Genomic DNA, 21,602 nt, shown 5'->3' with positions numbered 1-21,602 from the left:
CAGTGGAGGAGAGACTGACATGCCGTTGAAACTGGAGCCGGTGCAGAGCCGGTCCCGGCCCACCACGAGCTACGAGGAGGCCTTCGCCGACGAGCTCGAATCGATCTACGGCCGAGGCGTGCACGACCTGGCCGGTGTCGTCGCGGCGCTGAACGAGACCGGGGTCCGGCCCGCCAACGGCGCGGACTGGACCGAGGAGTCGTTCACCCGCGAGATCGCCCGGCTCGGCGCGAAGGAGGACTGACGCGATGACCAACCCGCTGCACACCGAAGACGGTCTGCTCGCCCTGGGCGTGCGCGACCGGTGGTACGCGCTGTGCCCGTCGCGGCAGGTCCGCCCGGGCGAGCTGACACGCATCGACCGCGCCGGTGAGGAACTGCTGCTGTGGAGGGACTCCTCCGGGGTGGTGCACGTGCAGGAGGACCGCTGCCCGCACCGCGCGGCGCGGTTGTCGCTGGGCGTGCACATGGGTGACCGGATCGCCTGCAACTACCACGGGTTGCAGCTGGACGGCGATGGTGTGGTCGCGTCCGTGCCGGGCAGTCCGGGGTGCGCGCTGGAGGGGCGCAAGGCGTTGCGGACCTTCCCCGCCCAGGAGCGCGCGGGCGCCGTCTTCGCGTGGTTCGGGTCCGATGAGGACGCCGCGCCCACCCCGCTCCAGGTGCCGGAGCCGATCGCCGGTGGCGACTGGGACAGCTTCCTCTGCTACGTCGAGTGGGACTGCTCCCACCTGCTGTCGGTGGACAACCTGATGGACCCGATGCACGGGGCCTTCCTGCACCGCAACAGCCACACCATGTTCAGCGGCAAGCGGGAGGCGGTGTTCCAGATCCGCGACACCGACACCGGCTTCGCCTTCGAGAAGACCGACCAGCGGGGCGTGAACTTCGACTGGTCGGAGTGGGTGGACTCCGGCGGCCTGCAGTCGGTCACGCTGGACATCCCGTACCCGGCGACCGCCGGTCCGGGCGGGCCGTTCACCATCGTCGCCTGCGTGACCGCGATCAACGAGCACCAGCACGCCGGGTTCTTCTGGCGTTGCCGGCAGGTCCAGGGCTGGGAGCGGGACAGCTGGCGGTTCCTCTACAAGAACCGGCTGGAGGCCCGGCACTGGCAGGTCCTGGAGCAGGACCGGGCGATGGCCGAGGCGATGCCCGACGACGCCTGGAGCCGGGAGAACCTCTACCAGCACGACATCGCGCTGGTCCGACTGCGCCGGATGCTGCGCGCCGAGGCCAAGCGGCAGGCGGCGTCCCGCGCCGAGCGCCGCCCCGCCCGCGCCGCGGCCCGCTGAAGGGGAGCTGGAACGATGCGATTGCCGGACAACGGGCCAGTGGTGCGGCTCCGGTCGCTGCGGGCGGTCAGCCTGCGCACCGAGCGCTTCACCGAGGCCGCCGAGTTCTACCACGAGGTCTGGGGCCTGACCCCGGTGGAGACCGATCGGGACGCCGCGTGGTTGCGCGGAACCGGGCCCGAGCACCACATCGTCGAGCTGCGGCAGGCCGAGCGCAACGGGCTGGGCAAGATCGCCTTCGCGGTCGGCACGCCCGCCGAGGTCGACGCGGCCGGGAAGCGGTTGGCCGAGCTGGGGGTCCCGGTGCTCGCCGAGCCCGGGCCGCTGGACCAGGTCGGCGGCGGCTACGGGGTGCGGTTCGTCGACCCGGAGGGGCGGTTGGTCGAGCTGTCCTGCGACGTGGAAGCCGTGGTGGCCAAGGACCCCGACGGGCTGCCCGCGGTGCCGCGCAAGGTGGCCCACGTGGTGCTCAACACCGTCGACATCGATGCCGCCTGCGAGTTCTACACCCGGGTGCTCGGGATGCGGATCTCGGACTGGTCCGAGCACCAGATGGCGTTCCTGCGCTGCAACTCCGACCACCACGTGATCGCCTTCAACCAGGCGCAGTGGACCTCGGTCAACCACGTGGCCTACGAGATGCCGTCGATGGACCACTTCATGCGCGGCATCGGGCGGCTCAAGCACAACGGCATCACGCCGCTGTGGGGGCCGGGGCGGCACGGGCCCGGCTCGAACACCTTCTCCTACTTCGCCGACCCGGCCGGGCTGGTCTGCGAGTACACCTCCGACGTCGCGCAGGTGGAGGAGGACGCGTGGCTGTGCCGGGTGTGGCGGCGCACCGCGGAGCTGTCCGACCAGTGGGGGACCGCCGGTCCGCCGTCGAAGGACGCCCGCGCGCACATGGCGGGCATCCCCGACCCCGGCTACCGGGAGCTGGTGCGGCCGTGAAGGTGGTGATCCTCGGGTGCGGCGCGATCGGCGGCGTCGTGGCCCGCGCGGTGCGCGACGGCGAGGTGCCGGGCGCGGAGCTCGTCGGTGTCGTGCACGCCGGGCCGACCGATCCGCCGGACCTGCCGGTGCTGGACTTCGAGGTGGCAGCCGAGCAGGCCGACCTGGTCGTCGAGTGCGCTGGTCAGCGCGCGCTCGCCGAGCTCGGACCGCCGGTCGTCGCCTCCGGCGCGGACCTGCTGGTGGTGTCCGTGGGCGCGCTGGCAGACGAGGCGCTGCTGGCGAAGCTGCGCGACACCGGCCCTGGGGCGCTGCACCTGTGCAGCGGCGCTGTCGGCGGGCTGGACGTGCTGACAGCGGCGGCCCGGTCGGGTGGGTTGTCCTCGGTTCGGATCGCCACCACCAAGAAGGCGCCGACGCTGGTGCAGGGGTGGATGGACGCCGAGCAGCAGGAGCGGATCCGCACCACCACCGAGCCGGTGGAGCTGATGCGCGGCCCGGCGCGCGCGGTCACCGCGGCGTTCCCGGCCTCGGCGAACGTCGCGGCCTCGGTGGCGCTGGCGGTGGGCGACTGGGACCTGGTGGAGGCCACCGTCGTCGCCGACCCGAATGCACCGCTGACCAGCCACGTCATCACCGCCGAAGGTGCTTCGGGCGACTACCGGTTCGAGATCGGCAACCACCCCTCGCCGGGCAACCCGGCCACCAGCGGCGTGGTCCCGCACGCCGTGCTGGCCGCCGTTGCCAGGCTGGCCCGGCCCACCGGGGCGTTCGCGTGATCCGCCACCGGTTGTCCGATGTGGACGTACTGGAAGCGGGGGAGGGCACGCCGCTGGTCCTGTTGCACGGAATCGGCGGGGCGGCCGAGGCGTTCCGCGCGCAGCTGACCGGACTGGCCGACGCGCACCGGGTCATCGCCTGGGACGCCCCGGGCTACGGCGGCTCACCCGACCTGTCGGAGCCGGGGCTGGACGTTTACGCCGATGCGGTGGTGTCCGCCCTGCGCGGGCTGGACGCGGAACCGGCGCACCTGCTCGGCGTGTCGTGGGGCGGGGTGATCGCCACCCGCGTGGCGCTGAAGGCACCCGAGTCGTTGCGGTCGCTGGTCCTGGCCGACTCCTCGCGCGGATCCGGCCGGACCGACCGGGGACGGGCCGCGATGGGCGCGCGGGTCGACGAGCTCCGCGAGCGCGGGCCCGCCGAGTTCGCCGCGCTGCGCGGTCCACGCCTGGTGGCGCCGGGCGCGGACCCGGCGGTCGTCGAGCAGGTGGTGGCACTGATGTCGCGGGTGCGGATGCCCGGCTACGGCCACGCCGCGCGGGCGATGGCCGCGACCGACCACTCCGCCCAGCTGGCGCTGATCACCACCCCGACCCTGGTGGTCGTCGGGGAGCAGGACCAGGTCACCGGGGTGGCCGAGAGCCGCGCGCTGTCCGACGGCATCCCGGGCGCCCGGCTGGTCGAGATCAGCGGGGCCGGGCACGCCGCGAACCAGGAGCGACCGGCCGAGTTCAACGCCGCGGTGCGGGAGTTCCTGACCGAGATCGACACCCGTGGAGGTGTGCTGTGACGCTGACCGGCCGACTGGTGGTGGTCACCGGTGCCGGGCGCGGCCTGGGCCTGGCCATCGCGCACGACCTCGCCACCGCTGGCGCCCACGTCGTGCTGGCCGAGCGCAACCCGGACCTCGCCGCCAACGCCGCCGCCGAACTCGGCGAGCACGGTGTTGCGGTCCACCGGGTGGACACCGACGTGTCCTGCCCGGATTCGGTGCAGCGGCTCGCCGACCGGGTCGCCGAGCTCGGCGGGGCCTACGGCGTGGTCAACAACGCCGCGCTGGCCGACGGGGTCGGCGGCAAGTACTTCTACGACATCGAACCCGACGAGTTCGACCGGATCATGTCGGTCAACCTGCGCGGCACCTGGCTGGTGTCCAGGGCGCTGTACCCGCAGCTGCGCGCCGGGGGAGCTGGTCGCATCCTCAACGTCGCCTCCGACGTCGCGTTCTACGGCCCGCCCCGGCTGATGCACTACGTGGCGTCCAAGGGCGCGATCGTGGCCATGACCAGGGCGATGGCGCGCGATGCCGGGCGCGACGGCATCACCGTCAACGCCGTGGCGCCCGGCATCACCGAGTGCGAGGCGACCCAGGCGGTGCCCGAAGAGCGGCACGAGCTCTACCGGATCAACCGCGCACTGGAACGCGCGCAGCAGCCCGAGGACCTGGTTGGCGCGGTGCGCTTCCTGCTCTCGGACGCCGCGGCCTACATCACCGGCCAGACCTTGCTCGTCGACGGTGGATTCGTGTGCAGATAGGAGGACGAAGACATGGACCTCGGTCTGACCGGTCGCACCGTCGTGGTGACCGGTGCGAGTTCCGGAGTGGGGCTGGAGACGGCGCGGATGCTGCTCGCCGAGGGCGCCAACGTCGCGGCCTGCGCCCGCGACGGCGACCGGCTCGCCCGTGCCCTGGAGGGGCTTCCCGGCCGCCTGTTCACCGGCGCCTGCGACGTGCTCGACGAGGGCGCGGTGCGGCAGTTCGTGGAGCAGGCCGCCGAGGAGTTCGGCGGGGTGGACGGTGTGGTCAACAACGCTGGCCGCTCGCTGATGGCGCGGTTGGACGAGACCGAACCCCAGCAGTGGCGCGACGAGCTCGACCTGAAGATCTTCAGCGTGCTGCACGTGGTTCGCGCCGCGCTGCCGTGGCTGCGGCGCTCGGACGCGGGCGCGGTGGTCAACGTCAACGCGATCCTGGCGCGCCAGCCGGAGGCGCGGCTGGCCGCCACCTCGGCGGCCCGCGCCGCCCTGCTCAACCTCACCAAGACCCTCGCCGGGGAGCTCGCCGCCGACGCGATCCGCGTCAACTCGGTGTGCCTCGGCCTGATCGACACCGGCCAGTGGCGCCGCCGCCACGGAGGATCGGGGTCCACTGCGGACTTCGACCGGTGGAGCGCCGAGCTGGCCGCGGACCGCGGCATCCCGCTGGGGCGGCTGGGCAGCGCGGACGAGGTGGCCTACGCCATCGTCGCCCTGCTGTCCCCACGCGCCTCCTACATCACCGGTTCCGCCCTCGACGTGGGCGGCGGCATCGCCCGCTACGCCTGAGCACCCACCGACCTCGACAAGGACTGCCATGGATCAAGGAACTGGCGGAGACCTGCTCGTGCAGGTCATGCGCGACAACGGCGTGGACACCGCGTTCGGTGTGGTCAGCGTGCACAACCTGCCGCTGGTGGAGGCGGTGAGCCGCGAGCTGCGGTTCGTGCCGGTTCGCCACGAGGCCGCCGCGGTCAACGCCGCCGACGGCTACGCCCGCGCCACCGGCGGCCTCGGCGTCGCGATCACCAGCACCGGCACCGGCGCGGGCAACGCGGCCGGAGCGCTGGTCGAAGCGCTGACCGCGGGCAGCCGGGTGCTGCACGTGACCGGCCAGATCGACTCGTGCTACCTGGGGCAGGGGCGTGGCGTCATCCACGAGACCCGCGACCAGCTCGGCATGCTCACCGCGGTGTCCAAGCACGCCGCGGCGATCACCTCGGTCGACGCAGCGGAGGTGGAACTGCGGCGGGCGGTGCGCAGCGCGCTGAGCCTCCCCAGTGGACCGTCCAGCGTGGAGTGGCCGATCGACTTCCAGCACGCACGGCACCGGTTCGCCCCGGCCGCCGCGGAGCAGGCCGAGGCAGTGCCCCCGGTGGACCAGGACGCGATCCGGCGTGCAGCTGAGCTGATCCGCTCCGCGCGGCGGCCACTGCTGTGGGTCGGGGGCGGCGGCACGCAGGCCGGCGCGGAGCTGCGCGGGCTCGCCGAGCGCCTGCAGGCCGGGGTGCTGACCAGCAACTCCGGACGCGGCAGCCTGCCGGAGGACCACGAGCTCGTCATCGGCAACTTCGCCGCGAACCCGAAGGCGGTACCGGTGCTGGCGGAGGCCGACCTGCTGATCTCCGTCGGAACCCACTTCCGCTCGAACGAGACCAAGCACTACGGGCTGGAACTGCCCGGCGCGCACGTGCAGGTCGACGTCGACCCGGCCGCGATCGGGCGCGTCCACCCCGCCACCGTCGGGCTCGTCGGCGCGGCCGACGAGGTGCTCCGGCAGCTCAACGCCGAGCTCGGCGGTGTCCAGACCGACCGCTGCTGGCGATCCCGGGTGGAGCACGCCCGGGTCGAGGTGCGCAACCACCTGCGGGACGCGATCGGGCCCTACGCGCAGATCTGCGACGCGCTGCGCCGGGCGCTCCCGGCGGACTCCGTGATCGCGCGGGACGTGACGATCCCGTCCAGCCAGTGGGGCAACCGGCTGCTGGAGATCCACCACCCGCACACCAACATCTTCCCGGTCGGCGGCGGCATCGGCCAGGGGCTGGCGCACGGCATCGGCGCCTCGATCGGCACCGCCGACGCGCCTACCGCGGTGCTCGTCGGCGACGGCGGGCTGGCGGTCCACCTGGGCGAACTGGCGACCCTGGCGCAGGAGCGGCCCTGGCTGGTGCTGGTCGTGTTCAACGACGGCGGCTACGGCGTGCTGCGCAACATGCAGGACAAGCACGTCGGGAGGCGCAGCGGGGTCGACCTGCACACCCCCGACTTCGGGCGGCTCGCCGATGCCCTGGACCTGCCGCACGCGCTGGTCAACAAGGCCCAGGCGTTCGCCGAGGTGTTCACCGAAGCGGTCGACCACCACGGGCCCTGCGTGGTGGAGGTCGACGTCACCGCGCTGGAACCCGCCCCGGAACCGTTCGTGCCCCCGGTGCACGTGCCGAGCTGAGGAGCCGCCGCGATGTCCACCGAACTGATCACCGAACACCACCACGCGCACGGACCGGCCAACCGCGGCCGCCGCGTGCTGCGCACGTCAGCGCCGCTGTTCGTGTGCTTCCCGGACACCGCGCCCCGCGCGGCCGCGGTCGTGCTGCACGACATCTACGGGCTGACCGAGCCGGTCGAGGACCTGTGCCGGAAGCTGGCGCGCTGCGGGTACGTCGCCGTCGCGCCGTTGCTGTACTACGAGAACGGCGGTCGCGAGTTCCGACCAGAGAACACCGGGACCGCGGAGGCGGCGATGGCGCTGCTGCGGGCCGAGGACCTCGCCGCCGACGTCGCCGGGGCCCTGTCCCACCTGCGCGACCGGGTCGGCGTGCCGGCGCGGTCCACCGGAGTGCTCGGCATCGGGATGGGTGGCCACCTGGCCACGTGGGCCGCCGCCGAGCACGAGTTCGCCGCCGCCGTCGCCTTCGAACCGAGGGGACTGGCCGAAGCGCCGTGGGGAGGTGCGCCCGCCGTGGGCCAGGCGCTGGAACGCCTGCGCACCCCCTGGTTGGGCTTCGCCGGACCCGAGGACCCGCTGTTCGGCCTCCGCGACCGGGCGGGGGAGTTCGGTGACGTGGTCGCACCACCGCGCGGCGGCGAGCTCGGGTGGTGGGACGAAGCTGTGCGGTTCGTCGACGCGCGCGTCGGCTGAGCCGACCGCGACGGGGATCTCCGCAGTTCCTCCCCCGAACCCAGGGGGAACGAGCCGGTAGGGGCGACACCTCGACCGGAACCACCCGGCAATTGTCCTCCCATGCCACCGCGCGACGTGGCATGACCGTCCCAGAAGGAGGGACGCATGACGACGGCGGCCCCATCCGACCACGCCGTGCAGCAGCAGATCGCCGCACGGCTCGAACGCCTCCCGATGTCCCGGTGGCACGTCATGGTGCGCCTGGTCATCGGGGTGGTGACCTTCTTCGAAGCGTTCGACCAACTGCTCATCGCCTTCTCGATGCCCCAGATCACCAAGGAGTGGGGCCTGTCCGCGGCCGGGGTGACCGCCACGCTGACCGTCGGGTCGATCGGCATGCTGCTCGGGGCGCTGGCCTCCGGGTGGCTCGCCGACCGGATCGGCCGGGTGCGGGTGATCGCGCTGTGCGTGGCGGTCACCGCGCTGGGCAGTCTCGGCATGGCGCTGTGCACCTCGCTCCTGCCGTTCCTCGTCCTGCGGTTCGTCCAGGGCTTCGCCATCGGCGGCGAGGTGCCCACGGCGGCCTCCTACATCAGCGAGCTCAGCCGGGCCAAGCGGCGCGGCCGGTTCGTGCTGATGTACGAGATCGTCTTCCCGGCCGGGCTGGCCATCGGCGCCCTGGCCTCGGCCTGGATCATCCCGCACTGGGGCTGGCGCACGCTGTTCGTGATCGCCGCGGTCCCCGGGATCGCCGCGGTGGCCGTGCAGCGCCGGGTGCCGGAGTCCCCGCGCTGGCTCGCCGCGCGAGGCCGCACCGCGGAGGCGGTGCGGACGATGGAGGAGATCGAGCGCCAGGTCGAGAAGGCCACCGGGCAGCCGCTGCCCGCACCGGCCCCGGTGCGGGCAGCGGTGCAGACCGAACCCCAGCGCCGGAACAGCTCGCTGCGCGACCTGTTCGCCGGGCGTTACCGCAAGCGCACCCTGGTGGTCTGGGCGATCTGGTTCGTCGGCTACCTGGCCAACTACGGGGTCACCTCGTGGCTGCCCACGCTGTACCGGACGACCTACCACCTGCCCATGGACACCGCCCTCTGGTACAGCACCGCCGCGTCGGTGGCCGGGTTGTTCGGGTGCCTGATCGCCGCGCTGGCGGTGGACCTGGTCGGTCGCCGGGTGGTCTTCAGCGTCGGGCTCGGGGCGACTGCGGTGCCGCTGCTCGTGCTCGCCGCGCTGGGCGCCACGACCGCCGTCCAGCTGGTGGTGTGGTCGGCCATCGCCGCGATGTTCAACTTCGCCGTCAACGTCAGCCTCTACCTCTACACCCCGGAGCTCTATCCGACCCGCAGCCGCGCGCTCGGGTGCAGCATGGGCGGCACGATGAACCGGCTCGGCCTGATCGTCGGCCCGGTGCTGGTGGGCACGCTGTACGCGGGCGGGTCGAACCTGTCGGCGGTGTTCTTCGCGATCGGCGGGATCACGCTGCTCGGTGCGCTCGTGGCCGCGCTGTTCGTGGAGGAGACCAAGGGGCGCACCCTGGAGGAGCTGTCGCCGTGAGCGCACTGTGCACCGACCCGTTCGGCCTGGGGAGCCCCGCAGGCGTTGTGCCCGACGCGGTGCAGCTCACCGGCGACCTGGGCGAGGGGCCGCTCCGGGTGGTACTGCTGGGCACGGCCGCCGGGCCGTACCCAGCGCCCGGGCGCCAGGGCGCGGCGACCGCGGTGGTCGTCGGCGACCGCACCTACCTGGTCGACGCCGGGTACGGCGCGCTGCGCAAGTACGCGCAGGCCGGGTTGGCGCTGCGCGACCTGGGTGGGGTGTTCGTGACGCACCTGCACTCGGACCACGTGGCGGACCTGCTCACCCTGTTCCTGCTGGGGTGGGGGCCGGCCAACCGGGGTGTCGACCACCAGGTCCGCGTCGTGGGCCCGGGCCCGGACCCCCGCGATGCCAGCGCCGGGACGGCAGGTCTGGTCGAGCACGGCCTGCGCGCGTTCGGCCAGGACATCGGGGTGCGCACCCGGACCAGTCCGCGCACCCACCTGGCGGAGCTGGTGCGGGCCGAGGACGTGTCGGTCGACCCGGTGCCGACGCCGGTGTTCGAGGACGACCGGATCCGGGTGCTCGCGGCAGCGGTCCCGCACCCGCCGCTGCACCTCGCCCTGGGCTTGCGCATCGAGACCGAGCACGGTGTGGTCGCGTTCTCCGGGGACACGGCCCGCAGCCGCGTCGTGGCCGAGCTCGCCGCCGGTGCCGACGTCCTGGTGCACGAGGTCATGGACCCGGCCTACTACCGGGGCCTCGGCTACTCGCCGGAACTGCTCGACTTCCTGGCCGCCTCGCACACCTCGCCGCAGGAGGTCGGGGAGGTCGCCGCGGAGGCGGAGGTCGGGTGCGTGGCGCTGAGCCACATCGGCCCACCGGACCCCCGCGCGGTCACCGACGACGAGTGGGAACGCCCGGTCCGAGCCGGGTTCCGGGGCCGGATCGTGGTCGGCCACGACCTGACCCAGGTTCTGCCGTCCCGGAGCTGAGCGAGGGGCGGCCCCGGGTGCCGGAGCCGCCCCTCAGGCGACGGTGTCGGCGAGCCGGGAGACCTCGTCGAGGTCGTCCGTGGCGGGGACGAAGATGATCTCGTCGACACCCAGGTCGGTGTAGTCGGCGATGGACTGCTCGATCTCCCCGGAAGAGGTGTGGAGCACCGCGTTGGCGGCGATCTCGGCGGGGGCGAGCCGGTAGAAGTTCTGGATGTTCGCCCGCCCGGCCTGGGTGTCGCCCAGTGCGAAGTAGTTGAGCACGACGAGCCTCGGGGTGCCTCGGCGGCCCGCCTCCTGCCAGGCCCGCCGCGCCGCCGCGAAGGTGGGGCCGGTCATGGTCGTCGGCAGCGAACCGCCGATGTACCCCTCGCCCCAGCGCACCATCCGGTCCAGCGCGGCGGGGGAGTACCCGCCGAACAGGAGGGGGACCTGCCGGGTTCCTCGCGGTACGGCCGGGTTCGGTCCGCCGCCGACCGGCTCGCCGCCCCACACGTCGCGGTAGGTCGCCAGGTCGGACTCCAGCCGCGCGCCGCGACCGCGGAGACCGAGCCCGGGCACGGTGAACTCGTCCTCGCGCGACCCGACGCCGAGGCCGAGCGTGAGGCGCCCGCCCGATGTGCCGTCGATGCCCGCGACCTCCTTGGCCAGCAGGGCCCCGGGCCACGTCGGAGCCAGCAGCACCGCGCTGAGCAGGCCGATGGTGCTGGTCGCCCCTGCCGCGGCGGCGAGCGCGACGGTGTCGCTCACCCCCGGGTAGGCGTAGCGCCCGGTGGTGGCGAGGGTGTGGAACCCGGCTTGCTCGGCCTGGGCCGCCCAGCGCGGGAGGACCGAGGGGGTGACGTTGCGGACCTGGTTGGGCAGTCCGATGCCGATCTGCACAGCGATTCCTCTCCGAGGGGGAAACCGGGGTAGGGCCCTGGACGTCGGTGGGGTGGACGAGTGTCCGGGGGTGGTCGCGGTGCTCACCCAGCGGGTTCGCCGACGCGCGGCGTTGCCCACCGACGCGGGATGTGACAGCATTCTGTCAATGTCGGACAACGTAACCATACGACAGCTTGCTGTCAAGAATGGCGGCCAGGCCTGCGATGCCTACAGTGCGCTGGTGGACCAGGTCGTCAGGCTTGCCGATGTGGTGGAGGTGCTGGGCAACGGCATCGCCAGGCCTGCCGGGCAGAGCTTGGCGCGCTGGCAGGTCCTCGCTGAGGTGGAGGCTGAAGCCGCCCCCGTCGCGGCCATCGCCAGCAGGCTCGGGCACACGCGCCAAAGCGTTCAGCGCGTCGCGGACCTCCTCGTCGACGAGGGGCTTGCGCGCTACCGGCCCAATCCAGCGCACCAGCGGGCCAAGCTGCTCGAAATGACCCGTACCGGCGGTGCCGCGCTGCGCAGGATGCAAACCGCCTTCAGGCAGCTCGCGCTCCGCACCACTGAAGGCCTCGACCCGGAGAGGCTGGAGCTCGCGCGAGAGACCCTCGGGGAGCTGCAGCGCCGCCTCGAATCGGAACTCCCGTGAACTGCGGGTGATTCGCCCGCCAGGGCTCCGGTCTGGCAATGTTCCGAAGTTGACAGCATACTGTCGTGTTGGCTAGCTTGGCGACTGTGACAGCATCCTGTCACAGTCGCCAAGCCGCAGTTCGTCGGAATGCTGCGTCTTCCGAACCGTGCCGGAATTTCCAAGTTGCCTGGCGGCCGTCCGCCGATTCGCAGGAGTACCTCGATGCACCTCGCCACCTCATCCGGTCGCGCCCAGCCGGGCTTGGACGCCGTCCGCGAGGTCAGCCTCGCCGTCAACGCGGCCCACCTGTTCATCTACTTCGTCCACGAGGTCCGGGCGGAAGCCGCCGAGCTCGGCGTGGCGGACCGGGCGGCCTACTTCGCCTTCCGGGCGGCGCCGATGGGCGCCGTCCCGTGGCAGGTCGTGCTCGCCACCTTCTACGGCTTCAACCCACGGGCGGTGTGCGCGATGGCCGGGGTGTGGGGCGCCGCAACCCCGGCGCAGTGGCAGGCCGCGCGCTTCGCTGCGGCCGGTCGCGCGATGCGGCGCGTTGGCGCCGAACCCACCGCCGAGCAGCTCGCGGAGGCCCGGTCGCTGATCGACCCGGTCGTGGCTGGTGCCGACTACGCCGGGAAGGCGTTGGCCGCCGCGAACGCCGCTGTCCCGCTCCCCGCGGACCCGCTCGTCGCGCTGTGGCAGCAGATCACGGTGCTGCGCGAGTGGCGCGGCGACGCGCACCTCGTCGTGCTCGCCAGCAACGGCCTCGGGCCGTGCGACAGCAATGTCCTGCAGACCGCGACAGGCCGCTTCCCCGAGGCGGTCGCGCGAGCGACGCGCCTGTGGAACGACGAGGAAGTGGCCGCTGCGACCGAACGGCTCGTCGCGCGTGGCTGGCTCGACGACGACGGCACCGTGACAGATGTCGGGATGGCGGCGCGCGAGCAGATCGAGGTCGAGACCGATGAGCACTGCGCCGCGCTGTGGACGCCGATCGGCGAGGAGGGCGCCCGTCGCCTCGCCTCGCTCATCATGCCGATCCACCAGGCGTTCGCCGCGGTTGGCACGTTCCCATTTCCCATGGCGGGCACCGGGACGCCTGAGCACTCGCGCTAGTGCCGCGGTGGGTTCGGCCGTTGCCGCCTCGTGCGCAGCTCGTAGCGGCGTTCCGCGTAGGCGAGGTCGTCCTTCCACAAGCGGGTGGCCGCCCGGCGCATGGGCGGGCGGAGGAGCGGCGCGGCTGCCCTGGCGACGCCGAACCCGGGACGCTGCGAATGCGCGACGACGGCCTCGACGACCGCGGTGCGCGGGCGTCCCTCATCGCCGAACCCCAGTGGTGTGGCGTGGGTTTCGACGACGCTGCCCACGCCCTCCCCGTCGGTGATCCGCATGACGACGGTGCGCGGCTCCGGGCAGCTGAACTCCGCTCGCACGGGCACACCGAGCCCCGGCGCCACGACGAACGTCACCGACACGACGAACCGGTCGTCGGTCCCGTCCTCCGGGGTGCTCAGGACTTCGAGGCGGGTGAACGAGTACGGGTGGAACCAGGAACCGTGCCAGGGGTCGAGCCGGTTCGCGATGATGTCCCGGGGCTCGCACGTGCCGACCAGGGTGGTGACCGCGTGGACGCTCGTGGCCAGCGCTGGGCGCTCCGGCACGACCGGTGCGGCGGTGGGTTCCTCGCCGCCGACCCGGTCCAGCCGCACCCACGCCAGGACGCCGTCGTCGTGGCTGGGCAGGACCCGCCAGCCGCAGTCGCTGGTCTCCCCGAGGCGCAGCCCGTGCCACCGGCAGAGCAGGTCGTCGCCGGACACGCGCGCCTGGGCCAGCGGGGCGCCCAGGTGCGGGCAGGCGCCGGGCCCGACCAACAGCTTGCCCGCCTCGTTGCGCCACGCCACCAGCTCGACCCCGGCCACGGTGCACCCGCGCGGCCGGGCGCGGAGGACGTCCCGGCTGGCGGCGAAGGCGAACCAGTTGCCGGACGGCCGGGCCTGCGCACGCCGGAGCGCGGCGGTGATCAGCTCCGGCCGGGCGTCCTTGTACGTCGGGTCCTGCCGCGCCCACGGCGTGCGGGGGACCGCCTGCAGCGGCCAGGCGCGCGGCCACCACTTGCGCAGCCAGTTCTCCGTCCTCATCACCTTCACCTTCCTCGAGCGGCCCACGCGCGCAGCGGTGCGAGCCGACCGCGCGTCGGCACGCTGGTGAGTTCGTGCCCGGCGAGGCCCCACCGGGCGAGCAGTCCGTTGGCGGCGTGCCACCCGGTGGCGGCAGCTCGTTCCATCAGCGCCACTGGCAGGTCGATGCGGATCGCGTCACCGCAGAGGACCAGCCCGTCGAACGGCGTCCGGACCCGGGGCCGCCGCGCGAAGTCGCCGAGTCCCGGCAGGGGGCAGTCCTGCCGCCACTGCGAGAGCTCCGCGACGATCCGCGCGCCGGCGGTCTCCGGGTAGGTCTCGTGCAAGCGCTCGAGGAGGCGGCGGCGCAGCACTTGGCTCGGGGCTGCTCCGTCGGACTTCACGGCGTAGGCGTGCAGTTCCACGACCGCGCCCCGGTGGCGGTCGGCCCACGAGCGGGCTTCGCACTCGTACCGGTCCAGCACGCTGATGTTGTCCAGCGGTGGCCGACCGCTCGTCGCGAGGAACGCGGGCCGCCCAGGTGCGACGGGGCGGTCCAGCCACAGGCGGCGCACCAGGAACGGCGGCGCGGTGCGCAAACCCAGCACCCGTTCGCGCCACTCCGGGTCTCGAAGGTCCGGTGATGCCGTGACGACCGAGCGCAGCCCCGCGACGTCCAGGGCCAGGACCACGCCGTCGGCGGGCAGCACCTCGCCCGCTGCGGTGCGCACCCGGAAGCCGGTGTCGGCGCGGTCGACGCGGGTGACCGCCACCCCGGTGCGGAACTGCACCCGCCGGGCTCGCAGGTAGGCCCGCAGCGGCTCCCACAGCGCGGTGTCGAACGCCGCGTCGGGGACGTCGAACACCAGGCCCTCGGTCGACCCGAGGAAGTAGAGGTGGAACATGGTGGCCAGCTCCGCGGCGGACATCTCGCGAGGCGGGGCGAAGAAGCTCCGGGAGAAGACCTCGAACGCCAGGTGCCGCGCCGGGGGCGGGAAGTTGATGCGCCGCAACAGCGTCTCGGCGTCGGTGTGGTCGAGCCGCTCGTAGACCTCCGGCACGGAGACCGCGGCGAGCGGGGCGGCCGCGCGCGGGTCGAGCCCCAGCAGGTCCCGCAACCGGAAGGTCGGGCTGCGCAGCGCGAAGAGCAGCGCGTTCCACGGTGGGGTGCGCGGCAGCCCGCGGAAGGTGTCGCGCCGGCCGTCGGCGTCCAGGAGCGGGTAGTCACCGACCGACCGCAGCCGGGCCAGCGCGGGATCGGCGCGCCGCAGCAGCGCGCGGAGGTTGTAGTACTGGCGGAAGAAGGCGTGGAAGCCCCGGCTCATCGACAGCGGAGTCCCGTCCGCAGCGGGTTCGGCCCACGCGCCGACCCGGCCGCCGAGGTACTGCTCGCGTTCGACGACGGTGACGTCGACGCCGCGCTCGGCGAGACCCGTGGCTGCCGCCAGCCCGGCGATCCCAGCGCCCACCACGACGGCGCGGGGACGCCGGTGGAGCAGGTCGGCGTGCGCGGCCCCTCGCGGCGCGAGGTGCCGGACCGCGCGCGGGTCGCGGGGGTGGGTTGCCGTCACGCGTCCTCCCGCAGCGGGTTCGTCCCCAGGAAGGTGTGCACCACGCCGCGCTGCCACCCGGTCATCGTTTCGCTGTGCACCCCGGTGAACCCGGCGTCGACCAGGCGCTGGCGGAACCTCCGCGCCCCGTCGAAGCTGGTGACGCTGCGCCAGAGGTGGCGGTAGAGCGCGCTGCTGCCCGTCAGCACGGTCCCGGCGGGGATGATGACCGACCAGCACACCGCGTGCCAGACGACGGTGGCCCCCAGCGAGTCGCGGACCGAGTACTCGTGCGCGGCGAAGGTCCCGCCGGGCCGCAGCAAGGCCCGCAGCTGCCGCAGCTGCCCGTTCGGGTCGGCGAGGTTGCGCACCAGGTAGGCGGCGAAGATCCCGTCGAACGGGCCGGCCACCCCCGACTCGCCCAGGTCCTCGACGCGGGCCCGGACGAAGCGCACCGAGCCGGGCCAGGGCTTCGCCGCGGCCCGCGCGAGCATCTCCGGCGAGGCGTCGACCCCGACGATCTCCGCGTGCGGCGCGGCGACCAGCAGGGCCGCGGTGGAGGCGCCGGTGCCGCAGCCCGCATCGAGCAGGCGGAGGCCCCGACCGCCGTCCGGGATGCGCATCCGCCGCGCCGACAGCCGCAGGTGGGCGTGGTAGCCCGGGTTGGCGCCGACGAGCCGGTCGTAGGCGGCGGCACCGGCGTCGAAGGCGTCGGGGACGGCGCTGCGGGCCATCCCGTCGCGTTCGACCCTCATGCCGACTCCTCGAACCGCTCCATCACGCCCACCTTCGGGTCACCGCGGTGACGTCCGCACCACCCCGCACCTTCCGGCGCGACCGCAGCGCCCGCACCAGGCCGGTGGACGCCAGGTGCGCGCGGCGGAGGTTCCCGACCCGGGCGCGCTGCGCGAACACCGCGAAGTCGGCGTCCTCGATCCGGTCCAGGATCTCCGAGTACAGCACCAGCGCGGTGCCGATGCAGGGTCGGGAAACCGGGTGCAGCAGCGCGACGCCCTCGCGGGCGAAGCGGTAGACCGCCCTGGTCGTGGCGTGCTGGTCGGCCAGGGCGGCCCGGACCCGAGGGTCGGTGCGCTGGTGCTGGCGGCACCAGCGCAGCAGGTCTCGGTCCACGCCGAACGCGGCGAGCTCGTCGGCGGGCAGGTAGACGCGGCCGCGGTCGAGGTCCTCGGCGACGTCGCGCAGGAAGTTGGTGAGTTGGAACGCCTTGCCCAGCGCGGCTGCGTGGGGAGCGGCCTCCGCCTCGTCGCACACGGTGCCCAGCACCGGCAGCATCTGCAGGCCGATCGCCTCCGCCGAACCGCGGACGTAGACCTCCAGCGCCTGCCGGTCGGGGTAGTCGGACACCGTGAGGTCCATCCGCATCGACCGCATGAAGTCGGCGAACAGGTTCCGGTGGATGCCGTGGCGGTGCGCGGTGTCGACGACCGCGGCCAGCACCGGGTCGTCGCTGCGCCCGCTGTCCAGCCCGGCGAACAGCGCCCGCGACACTGCGTCCAGCCGCGCCGCCCGGTCGTCGGGGCCCGCGTCGGCGGGGAGGTTGTCCACGACGTCGTCGGCCCAGCGGGCGAAGCCGTAGAGCGCGTGCACCGCGGGGCGCTGGGCGGGGGTGAGCAGCCGGGTCGCGAGGTAGTAGGTCTTGCCGTGCTGGGCGTTGATCCGGCGGCAGCTGAGGTACGCCGCCCGCAGCGTCGGGTCGGTGATCCCGGCGGCGTCCAGGCAGCCGGTCATGGCTCCGCCGCGTGGTCGGTGAGCTCCGGCTCGGCGTCGTCCGGGGCGTCCAGCGGATCAGCGCACCCGCCGGGCGGCGCGTGGTGGTGCCCGCCGCTCACCAGGCGTGGTGCGGCCAGCCCGGTGACCACCGGTGCAACTCGGTTCGCAGGAGCCCCCAGCGCTCGCATCCCCGGCCCCCCCTTCCCCGGTAGCGCGCGTCCTCCGACACTAAGCCAGCACTGCGGGGTGCGCATCCGATCACGGTCTGCGGGGGCCGTCAGCTGCGGTGCTCCCCGGTCCGCTGGCCGAGGCGGTAGGAACCGGCCGCGCTGACGTGGTCGATCATGATTCGCTCCGCGGTCGCGCCGTCGCCCGCCTCGAGCGCGTCGAGGATCTTCTCGTGCGCGTCCAGGTGGTGCTGGGTGTGCTCGGCGTCGAGCCAGAGCGAGGCGTCGGTGGGCACCGGGTAGCTGTTGCGGACCGCACGGGCGTGGCGCCCGAGGAAGGCCGGGCCGCCGATGTCGGCGATCGCCAGGTGGAGCTGCTGGCTCTGCTCGCCGAGCTGGTCGCGGTGGCCCGCGGCGGCGTCGCGGACCATCGCTTCGTGCTGCTCGCGGAGCCGGGCGAGCTGCTGCGGGCTGATCCGGCTGGCGGCCAACCGGGCGCCGAGGCCCTCGACCACGGCGCGGACGTTGTAGTACTCGAACAGCGCGTCGTCACCGAGGTCGATCACGGTGGCGCCGTGGTGGCTCTGGTAGCTGACCAGCCGGTCGTTCTCCAGGCGGCGCAGGGCCTCGCGGACCGGGGTGATCGACACGCCCAGCCGCTTGGCGAGCGGGGCGGCCTTCAGCTGGGTGCCGCCGGGGATCTGCGCGCTGCGGATCTCCTCCAGCAGCACGCTGTAGACGTAGTCCGCCTTGCTCATCGGCGGGCGGTTCGGTCCTGGCATTCCCGTCCTTCGACTAGTCGATCTGGATCGAGTATCCCGCACCGCCCGGGCGGCCGAGGACCGGCCGAACCCTTGACTTACAAGTTACATCTTATAAGTTACCTCGCCATGACCAGTCTGACCGGACTCCGGGTGATCGATGCCGCCACCCTGTTCGCCGGTCCGTCGGCGGCGATGCTGCTGGGGGACTTCGGCGCCGACGTGATCAAGGTCGAGCACCCGGAGCGGGGTGATCCCGCGCGGGGCCACGGGGCGGCCAAGGACGGCGTGGGGCTCTGGTGGAAGACCCTGTCGCGGAACAAGCGCGCCGCCGCCATCGACCTGTCCCGGCCCGAGGGGCAGGCCCTGCTGCGGCGGCTGGTGAAGTCCTCGGACGTGCTGGTGGAGAACTTCCGACCCGGCACGCTCGAGCGCTGGGACCTGGCGCCGACGGACCTGCTGGAGATCAACCCGCGGCTGGTCGTGGCCCGGATGACGGGTTTCGGGCAGTTCGGCCCGATGGCGCGGCAACCCGGGTTCGGCACCCTCGCCGAGGCCATGAGCGGGTTCGCCGCCAGCACCGGCGAACCGGACGGGCCGCCGGTCCTGCCGCCGCTGGCGCTGGCCGACGGCATCGCCGGGCTGGCCATGGCCTACGCGATCATGGTCGCCGTGCGGGCCCGGGAGAGCACCGGGCGCGGCCAGGTCATCGACATGGCCATCATCGAGCCGATCATGGGCCTGCTGGGCCCGCAGATGACCGCCTACCGGGCGCTGGGCAAGGTCCCGCAGCGCACCGGCAACCGCTCGAACAGCAACGCGCCGCGCAACACCTACCGCACCCGCGACGGCCGCTGGTTGGCGATCTCCACCAGCGCCCAGTCCATCGCGGAACGCGTCATGACCCTGGTCGGGCGGCCCGAGCTGGCCGCCGAACCGTGGTTCGCCACCGGCGCCGGGCGGGTGGCGCACGTCGACGAGCTCGACGAGGCGGTCGCCAGCTGGATCGCCGAGCGCGACGCGGACGAGGTGGTCGCCGCGTTCACCGAGGCGCAGGCCGCGATCGCGCCGATCTACGACGTCGCGGACATCGCGGCGGACCCGCAGTACGCCGCGCTGGGCACCTTCGTCGACCTGCCCGACGAGGAGCTCGGCAGCGTGACCCTGCAGAACGTGCCGTTCCGGCTGTCCGACACCCCCGGCGAGGTCCGCTGGCCCGGCCCACCGCTGGGGCGGCACACCGACGAGGTGCTGGCCGAAGCCGGTTGCGACGCCGAGCAGATCGCCGAGCTGCGCCGCGCCGGGGTGATCGCATGACGACGCCGGTCAGCTGGCTGTACGTGCCGGGGGACCGGCCGGACCGCTTCGCCAAGGCCGCCGCCAGCGGCGCCGACGTGGTGATCATCGACCTGGAGGACGCCGTCGACGCCAGCCGCAAGGACCAGGCTCGGGCGAACGCGGTCGCGCACCTGGCGCAGGTCCGCGGGGGGCCGCGGTGGCACGTGCGGATCAACGACCTCGCGACCGGTCGCGGCCGCGAGGACCTGGCCGCCTTCGCCGACGTGCCGGGGTTGGACGCGCTGCGGTTGCCGAAGGTGGAGTCGGCGGCCGACCTGGACCTGCTCGACGAGGTCTGCGGCGACCGGCCGGTCCCGGCCTTCGCGCTGCTGGAGTCCGCGCGGGGCATCGCCCACGCGCACACCATCGCCGCGCACCCGCGCACCGCGGGGATCGCGTTGGGCGAGCAGGACCTCGTCGCCGAGCTGTCCATCGACGAGGCGGCCCTGGACCAGCTGCGGTTGCAGGTCGTGCTCGCCGCCGCGGCGGCGAGCCTCGGCCCGGTGCCCATGTCGGTGTTCGCCAACGTGCGCGACGAGGAAGGGCTGGTCGAGTCGTGCCGACGCGGCCGCAACCTCGGCATGTTCGGCCGCACCGCCATCCATCCGGCGCAGGTCCCGGCGATCCGCCGGGCCTTCCGGCCGACCGAGGCCGAGGTCGCCCGCGCCCGCGCCGTGGTCGACGCCGCGGCGCAGGCCGAGGCCGACGGTGTCGGCGCGCTCGTCCTGCCGGACGGGCGCTTCGTCGACGCCCCCATCGTCGCCAAGGCGCGCCGGGTCCTCGCGCTGGCCGAGGAGCTCGACTGAGGCAGGGCTGCGCCGACCGCCCCGCGCGGCCCGGTGCTCGCCGTCCCGAAGACCCACGATCAAAGGAGATCTCGTTGTGGGCTTAGCTATCTGGGCGCTGCTGTGCTACATCGGTGTGATCGTCGTCTGGAACGCGGTCCTCAAGCGCAACATCGGTGAGGCGATGCTCGTCGGGTTCGCGGTGATCTGCCTCTTCGGCGGCACCGACGCGCTGGACCTGGCCTGGGCCGGGCTCGCCGACGCGCTGACCGAGGAGGTCGTGTTCGCCGCGCTGGCCTTCGTCTTCATGGGCTACCTGATGACCCGGCTTGGCCTCATCGACCGCCAGGTCGCGCTGCTGAACTCGGTGTTCGGCAGGCTGCGTGGTGGCTCGGCGTACGTGTCGACCGCCACCGCGGCGCTGCTCGGCAGTTCCGCCGGGTCGGGCTCGGGCATCGCCGCATCGGTCGGCTCGGTGACCATCCCGTGGATGGTCCGGTCCCACTGGCGCCCGGACGTGGCGGCGTCGCTGGTGGCCGGCAACGCCGGGCTCGGCATCTCGATCCCGCCCAGCTCCTCGCTGTTCCTGCTGCTCGGTTCCGCCGCCGTCGCACCGGTGCTCACCGCGGACGAGCTGCTCGTCGCTGCCTTCGCGGGTGGCATGTGGACGGTGCTGTACCGGTTCGTGGTCGTGTTCATCTGGGTGCGCCGGTACCGGGTGGCGGCGATCGACCGGTCGGAGATCGCGCCGTTGCGCGTGGCGCTGCGGCAGGGCGCGACTTCGCTGTTGGTGTACCTGGGCATCGCGATCCCGGTGCTGATGACCGTCGAGGTGGGCGCGCGGCTGCTGGAGGCGCGCCTCGGTGGGGCGGCGGACGACATCAGCATCGTGGTGTGGATCCCGGTGCTGACCATCCTCGCCACGCTGCTGGTCGGCTGGAAGCGGTTGCCGCGCACGGCGCGCGGTTGGAACGAGGTGCTCGGCGACATGGCGCCGCGGTACGCCATCATCGGCGCCACCCTGCTGTTCGCCTTCGCCGCCGCGGCCAGCCTCGGCGAGCTCGGTTTGGTCGAGCAGCTGACCGCGATCATGGAGCGCATCGACGCCCCGGTCTGGGTGATCGCGTCGCTGGTGGGTGTGCTGATCGTGGTCATCGCCGCGCCGCTGACCGGCACCGCCACCATCGCGGCCGTCGGTGGCGTCGCGTTCAGCGCCCTGACCAGCGCTGGCGTGGCCCCGGCCGCGGCCGCGACGGTGATCCTGGTCTTCGCCTCGACCGAGGGCGCTTCACCTCCCGGTGCCGCGCCGATCTACATCGCCAGCGGGATCGCCGGTGTCGACCCGGCGCGGACGTTCCTCCGGCTGATCTGCTGGTTCGTGATCCCGACCCTGGCCATCGGTGTCCTCATCGCCACCGGTGTGCTCCCGCTGCCCGTCTGAGGA

At 73.4% G+C, this 21,602-nt stretch carries 23 protein-coding genes; 16 read left to right on the top strand and 7 right to left on the bottom strand.

Translation table 11 applies throughout. From position 1 onward, the window contains the following. Positions 1–19: 19 nt before the first annotated feature. The 11 genes from ABT324_RS09250 (at position 20) to ABT324_RS09200 (ending at position 10,217) form a co-directional block, all read left to right on the top strand. Entirely contained in the window at positions 20–244 is a 225-nt protein-coding gene (locus ABT324_RS09250; protein ID WP_351174239.1) for a recombinase-like helix-turn-helix domain-containing protein, read from the top strand. Between the two features lie 4 nt (positions 245–248). Then, positions 249–1,295: a Rieske 2Fe-2S domain-containing protein gene (locus ABT324_RS09245; RefSeq protein ID WP_351174236.1), complete on the top strand. Its 1,047-nt coding sequence runs from the start codon at positions 249–251 to the stop codon at positions 1,293–1,295. Positions 1,296–1,310: 15 nt separating this feature from the next. Continuing rightward, a complete protein-coding gene (locus ABT324_RS09240; RefSeq protein ID WP_351174233.1) occupies positions 1,311–2,246 on the top strand; it encodes a VOC family protein in 936 nt (311 codons plus the stop codon). Continuing rightward, entirely contained in the window at positions 2,243–3,025 is a 783-nt protein-coding gene (locus ABT324_RS09235) for an aspartate dehydrogenase domain-containing protein (protein ID WP_351174230.1), read from the top strand. The genes ABT324_RS09240 and ABT324_RS09235 overlap by 4 nt, the downstream gene beginning before the upstream one ends. Further along, positions 3,022–3,816 (top strand): alpha/beta fold hydrolase, encoded by a 795-nt coding sequence (locus ABT324_RS09230; RefSeq protein WP_351174227.1) that lies wholly within the window; start codon positions 3,022–3,024, stop codon positions 3,814–3,816. Before ABT324_RS09235 ends, ABT324_RS09230 begins: the two co-directional genes overlap by 4 nt. After that, positions 3,813–4,562 carry a 3-oxoacyl-ACP reductase family protein gene (locus ABT324_RS09225; RefSeq protein ID WP_351174224.1) on the top strand — a complete coding sequence of 250 codons (750 nt, stop codon included), beginning with the start codon at positions 3,813–3,815 and terminating at the stop codon, positions 4,560–4,562. Before ABT324_RS09230 ends, ABT324_RS09225 begins: the two co-directional genes overlap by 4 nt. A gap of 12 nt (positions 4,563–4,574) precedes the next feature. Further along, positions 4,575–5,351 (top strand): SDR family oxidoreductase, encoded by a 777-nt coding sequence (locus tag ABT324_RS09220; protein WP_351174221.1) that lies wholly within the window; start codon positions 4,575–4,577, stop codon positions 5,349–5,351. A 28-nt stretch (positions 5,352–5,379) separates the two neighbouring features. Continuing rightward, positions 5,380–7,011 carry a thiamine pyrophosphate-binding protein gene (locus ABT324_RS09215; RefSeq protein WP_351174218.1) on the top strand — a complete coding sequence of 544 codons (1,632 nt, stop codon included), beginning with the start codon at positions 5,380–5,382 and terminating at the stop codon, positions 7,009–7,011. Between the two features lie 12 nt (positions 7,012–7,023). Further along, complete coding sequence (locus tag ABT324_RS09210) at positions 7,024–7,704, top strand: dienelactone hydrolase family protein (protein WP_351174215.1); 681 nt, start codon at positions 7,024–7,026, stop codon at positions 7,702–7,704. Between the two features lie 147 nt (positions 7,705–7,851). Beyond that, complete coding sequence (locus ABT324_RS09205; RefSeq protein ID WP_351174212.1) at positions 7,852–9,240, top strand: MFS transporter; 1,389 nt, start codon at positions 7,852–7,854, stop codon at positions 9,238–9,240. Continuing rightward, positions 9,237–10,217 carry an MBL fold metallo-hydrolase gene (locus ABT324_RS09200; RefSeq protein ID WP_351174209.1) on the top strand — a complete coding sequence of 327 codons (981 nt, stop codon included), beginning with the start codon at positions 9,237–9,239 and terminating at the stop codon, positions 10,215–10,217. Before ABT324_RS09205 ends, ABT324_RS09200 begins: the two co-directional genes overlap by 4 nt. A gap of 33 nt (positions 10,218–10,250) precedes the next feature. On the opposite strand, the gene ABT324_RS09195 is transcribed toward ABT324_RS09200, so the two are convergent. Next, positions 10,251–11,099, bottom strand: coding sequence for an LLM class flavin-dependent oxidoreductase (locus tag ABT324_RS09195; RefSeq protein ID WP_351174206.1), 849 nt, complete (start codon positions 11,097–11,099; stop codon positions 10,251–10,253). A gap of 148 nt (positions 11,100–11,247) precedes the next feature. Between ABT324_RS09195 and ABT324_RS09190 the strand changes: the two genes are divergently transcribed. Both ABT324_RS09190 and ABT324_RS09185 read left to right on the top strand, forming a co-directional pair. After that, complete coding sequence (locus ABT324_RS09190) at positions 11,248–11,730, top strand: MarR family winged helix-turn-helix transcriptional regulator (RefSeq protein WP_351174203.1); 483 nt, start codon at positions 11,248–11,250, stop codon at positions 11,728–11,730. Between the two features lie 204 nt (positions 11,731–11,934). Beyond that, entirely contained in the window at positions 11,935–12,825 is an 891-nt protein-coding gene (locus tag ABT324_RS09185) for an SCO6745 family protein (protein ID WP_351174200.1), read from the top strand. Here ABT324_RS09185 and ABT324_RS09180 read toward each other — a convergent pair. From ABT324_RS09180 to ABT324_RS09155, 6 genes are all read right to left on the bottom strand, one after another. Beyond that, positions 12,822–13,847 carry a Rieske (2Fe-2S) protein gene (locus ABT324_RS09180; RefSeq protein ID WP_351174197.1) on the bottom strand — a complete coding sequence of 342 codons (1,026 nt, stop codon included), beginning with the start codon at positions 13,845–13,847 and terminating at the stop codon, positions 12,822–12,824. The two genes, ABT324_RS09185 and ABT324_RS09180, sit on opposite strands and share 4 nt — an antisense overlap. A gap of 5 nt (positions 13,848–13,852) precedes the next feature. Next, positions 13,853–15,397, bottom strand: a complete 1,545-nt coding sequence (locus ABT324_RS09175) for an FAD-dependent oxidoreductase (protein ID WP_351174194.1) — start codon at positions 15,395–15,397, stop codon at positions 13,853–13,855. Beyond that, entirely contained in the window at positions 15,394–16,131 is a 738-nt protein-coding gene (locus tag ABT324_RS09170) for a class I SAM-dependent methyltransferase (protein ID WP_351174191.1), read from the bottom strand. The genes ABT324_RS09175 and ABT324_RS09170 overlap by 4 nt, the downstream gene beginning before the upstream one ends. A 22-nt stretch (positions 16,132–16,153) precedes the next feature. Then, positions 16,154–17,125, bottom strand: a complete 972-nt coding sequence (locus tag ABT324_RS09165) for a phytoene/squalene synthase family protein (protein ID WP_351174188.1) — start codon at positions 17,123–17,125, stop codon at positions 16,154–16,156. Further along, entirely contained in the window at positions 17,122–17,256 is a 135-nt protein-coding gene (locus ABT324_RS09160; protein WP_351174185.1) for a hypothetical protein, read from the bottom strand. The genes ABT324_RS09165 and ABT324_RS09160 overlap by 4 nt, the downstream gene beginning before the upstream one ends. A gap of 128 nt (positions 17,257–17,384) precedes the next feature. After that, positions 17,385–18,032 carry a GntR family transcriptional regulator gene (locus ABT324_RS09155; protein ID WP_351174182.1) on the bottom strand — a complete coding sequence of 216 codons (648 nt, stop codon included), beginning with the start codon at positions 18,030–18,032 and terminating at the stop codon, positions 17,385–17,387. Positions 18,033–18,164: 132 nt separating this feature from the next. On the opposite strand from ABT324_RS09155, the gene ABT324_RS09150 reads away from it, so the two are divergent. From ABT324_RS09150 to ABT324_RS09140, 3 genes are all read left to right on the top strand, one after another. After that, entirely contained in the window at positions 18,165–19,352 is a 1,188-nt protein-coding gene (locus ABT324_RS09150; protein WP_351174179.1) for a CaiB/BaiF CoA transferase family protein, read from the top strand. Then, positions 19,349–20,179, top strand: a complete 831-nt coding sequence (locus tag ABT324_RS09145; RefSeq protein WP_351174176.1) for an HpcH/HpaI aldolase/citrate lyase family protein — start codon at positions 19,349–19,351, stop codon at positions 20,177–20,179. Before ABT324_RS09150 ends, ABT324_RS09145 begins: the two co-directional genes overlap by 4 nt. A gap of 76 nt (positions 20,180–20,255) precedes the next feature. After that, positions 20,256–21,599, top strand: a complete 1,344-nt coding sequence (locus tag ABT324_RS09140) for a TRAP transporter large permease subunit (protein ID WP_351174173.1) — start codon at positions 20,256–20,258, stop codon at positions 21,597–21,599. Positions 21,600–21,602 lie beyond the last annotated feature (3 nt).

This window comes from Saccharopolyspora sp. NPDC000359, assembly GCF_040300525.1.
Lineage (GTDB): Bacteria > Actinomycetota > Actinomycetes > Mycobacteriales > Pseudonocardiaceae > Saccharopolyspora.
This window is presented reverse-complemented; position numbering and strand designations above follow the sequence as displayed.

Excerpts from the sequence above, each read along its gene's own strand:
- ABT324_RS09250 (WP_351174239.1), top strand. The coding sequence starts at position 20 with ATGCCGTTGAAACTGGAGCCGGTGCAGAGCCGGTCCCGGCCCACCACG.
- ABT324_RS09245 (WP_351174236.1), top strand. The coding sequence starts at position 249 with ATGACCAACCCGCTGCACACCGAAGACGGTCTGCTCGCCCTGGGCGTG.
- ABT324_RS09240 (WP_351174233.1), top strand. The coding sequence starts at position 1,311 with ATGCGATTGCCGGACAACGGGCCAGTGGTGCGGCTCCGGTCGCTGCGG.
- ABT324_RS09220 (WP_351174221.1), top strand. The coding sequence starts at position 4,575 with ATGGACCTCGGTCTGACCGGTCGCACCGTCGTGGTGACCGGTGCGAGT.
- ABT324_RS09215 (WP_351174218.1), top strand. The coding sequence starts at position 5,380 with ATGGATCAAGGAACTGGCGGAGACCTGCTCGTGCAGGTCATGCGCGAC.
- ABT324_RS09210 (WP_351174215.1), top strand. The coding sequence starts at position 7,024 with ATGTCCACCGAACTGATCACCGAACACCACCACGCGCACGGACCGGCC.
- ABT324_RS09205 (WP_351174212.1), top strand. The coding sequence starts at position 7,852 with ATGACGACGGCGGCCCCATCCGACCACGCCGTGCAGCAGCAGATCGCC.
- ABT324_RS09190 (WP_351174203.1), top strand. The coding sequence starts at position 11,248 with ATGTCGGACAACGTAACCATACGACAGCTTGCTGTCAAGAATGGCGGC.
- ABT324_RS09185 (WP_351174200.1), top strand. The coding sequence starts at position 11,935 with ATGCACCTCGCCACCTCATCCGGTCGCGCCCAGCCGGGCTTGGACGCC.
- ABT324_RS09180 (WP_351174197.1), bottom strand. The coding sequence starts at position 13,847 with ATGAGGACGGAGAACTGGCTGCGCAAGTGGTGGCCGCGCGCCTGGCCG.
- ABT324_RS09170 (WP_351174191.1), bottom strand. The coding sequence starts at position 16,131 with ATGAGGGTCGAACGCGACGGGATGGCCCGCAGCGCCGTCCCCGACGCC.
- ABT324_RS09165 (WP_351174188.1), bottom strand. The coding sequence starts at position 17,125 with ATGACCGGCTGCCTGGACGCCGCCGGGATCACCGACCCGACGCTGCGG.
- ABT324_RS09155 (WP_351174182.1), bottom strand. The coding sequence starts at position 18,032 with ATGAGCAAGGCGGACTACGTCTACAGCGTGCTGCTGGAGGAGATCCGC.
- ABT324_RS09150 (WP_351174179.1), top strand. The coding sequence starts at position 18,165 with ATGACCAGTCTGACCGGACTCCGGGTGATCGATGCCGCCACCCTGTTC.
- ABT324_RS09145 (WP_351174176.1), top strand. The coding sequence starts at position 19,349 with ATGACGACGCCGGTCAGCTGGCTGTACGTGCCGGGGGACCGGCCGGAC.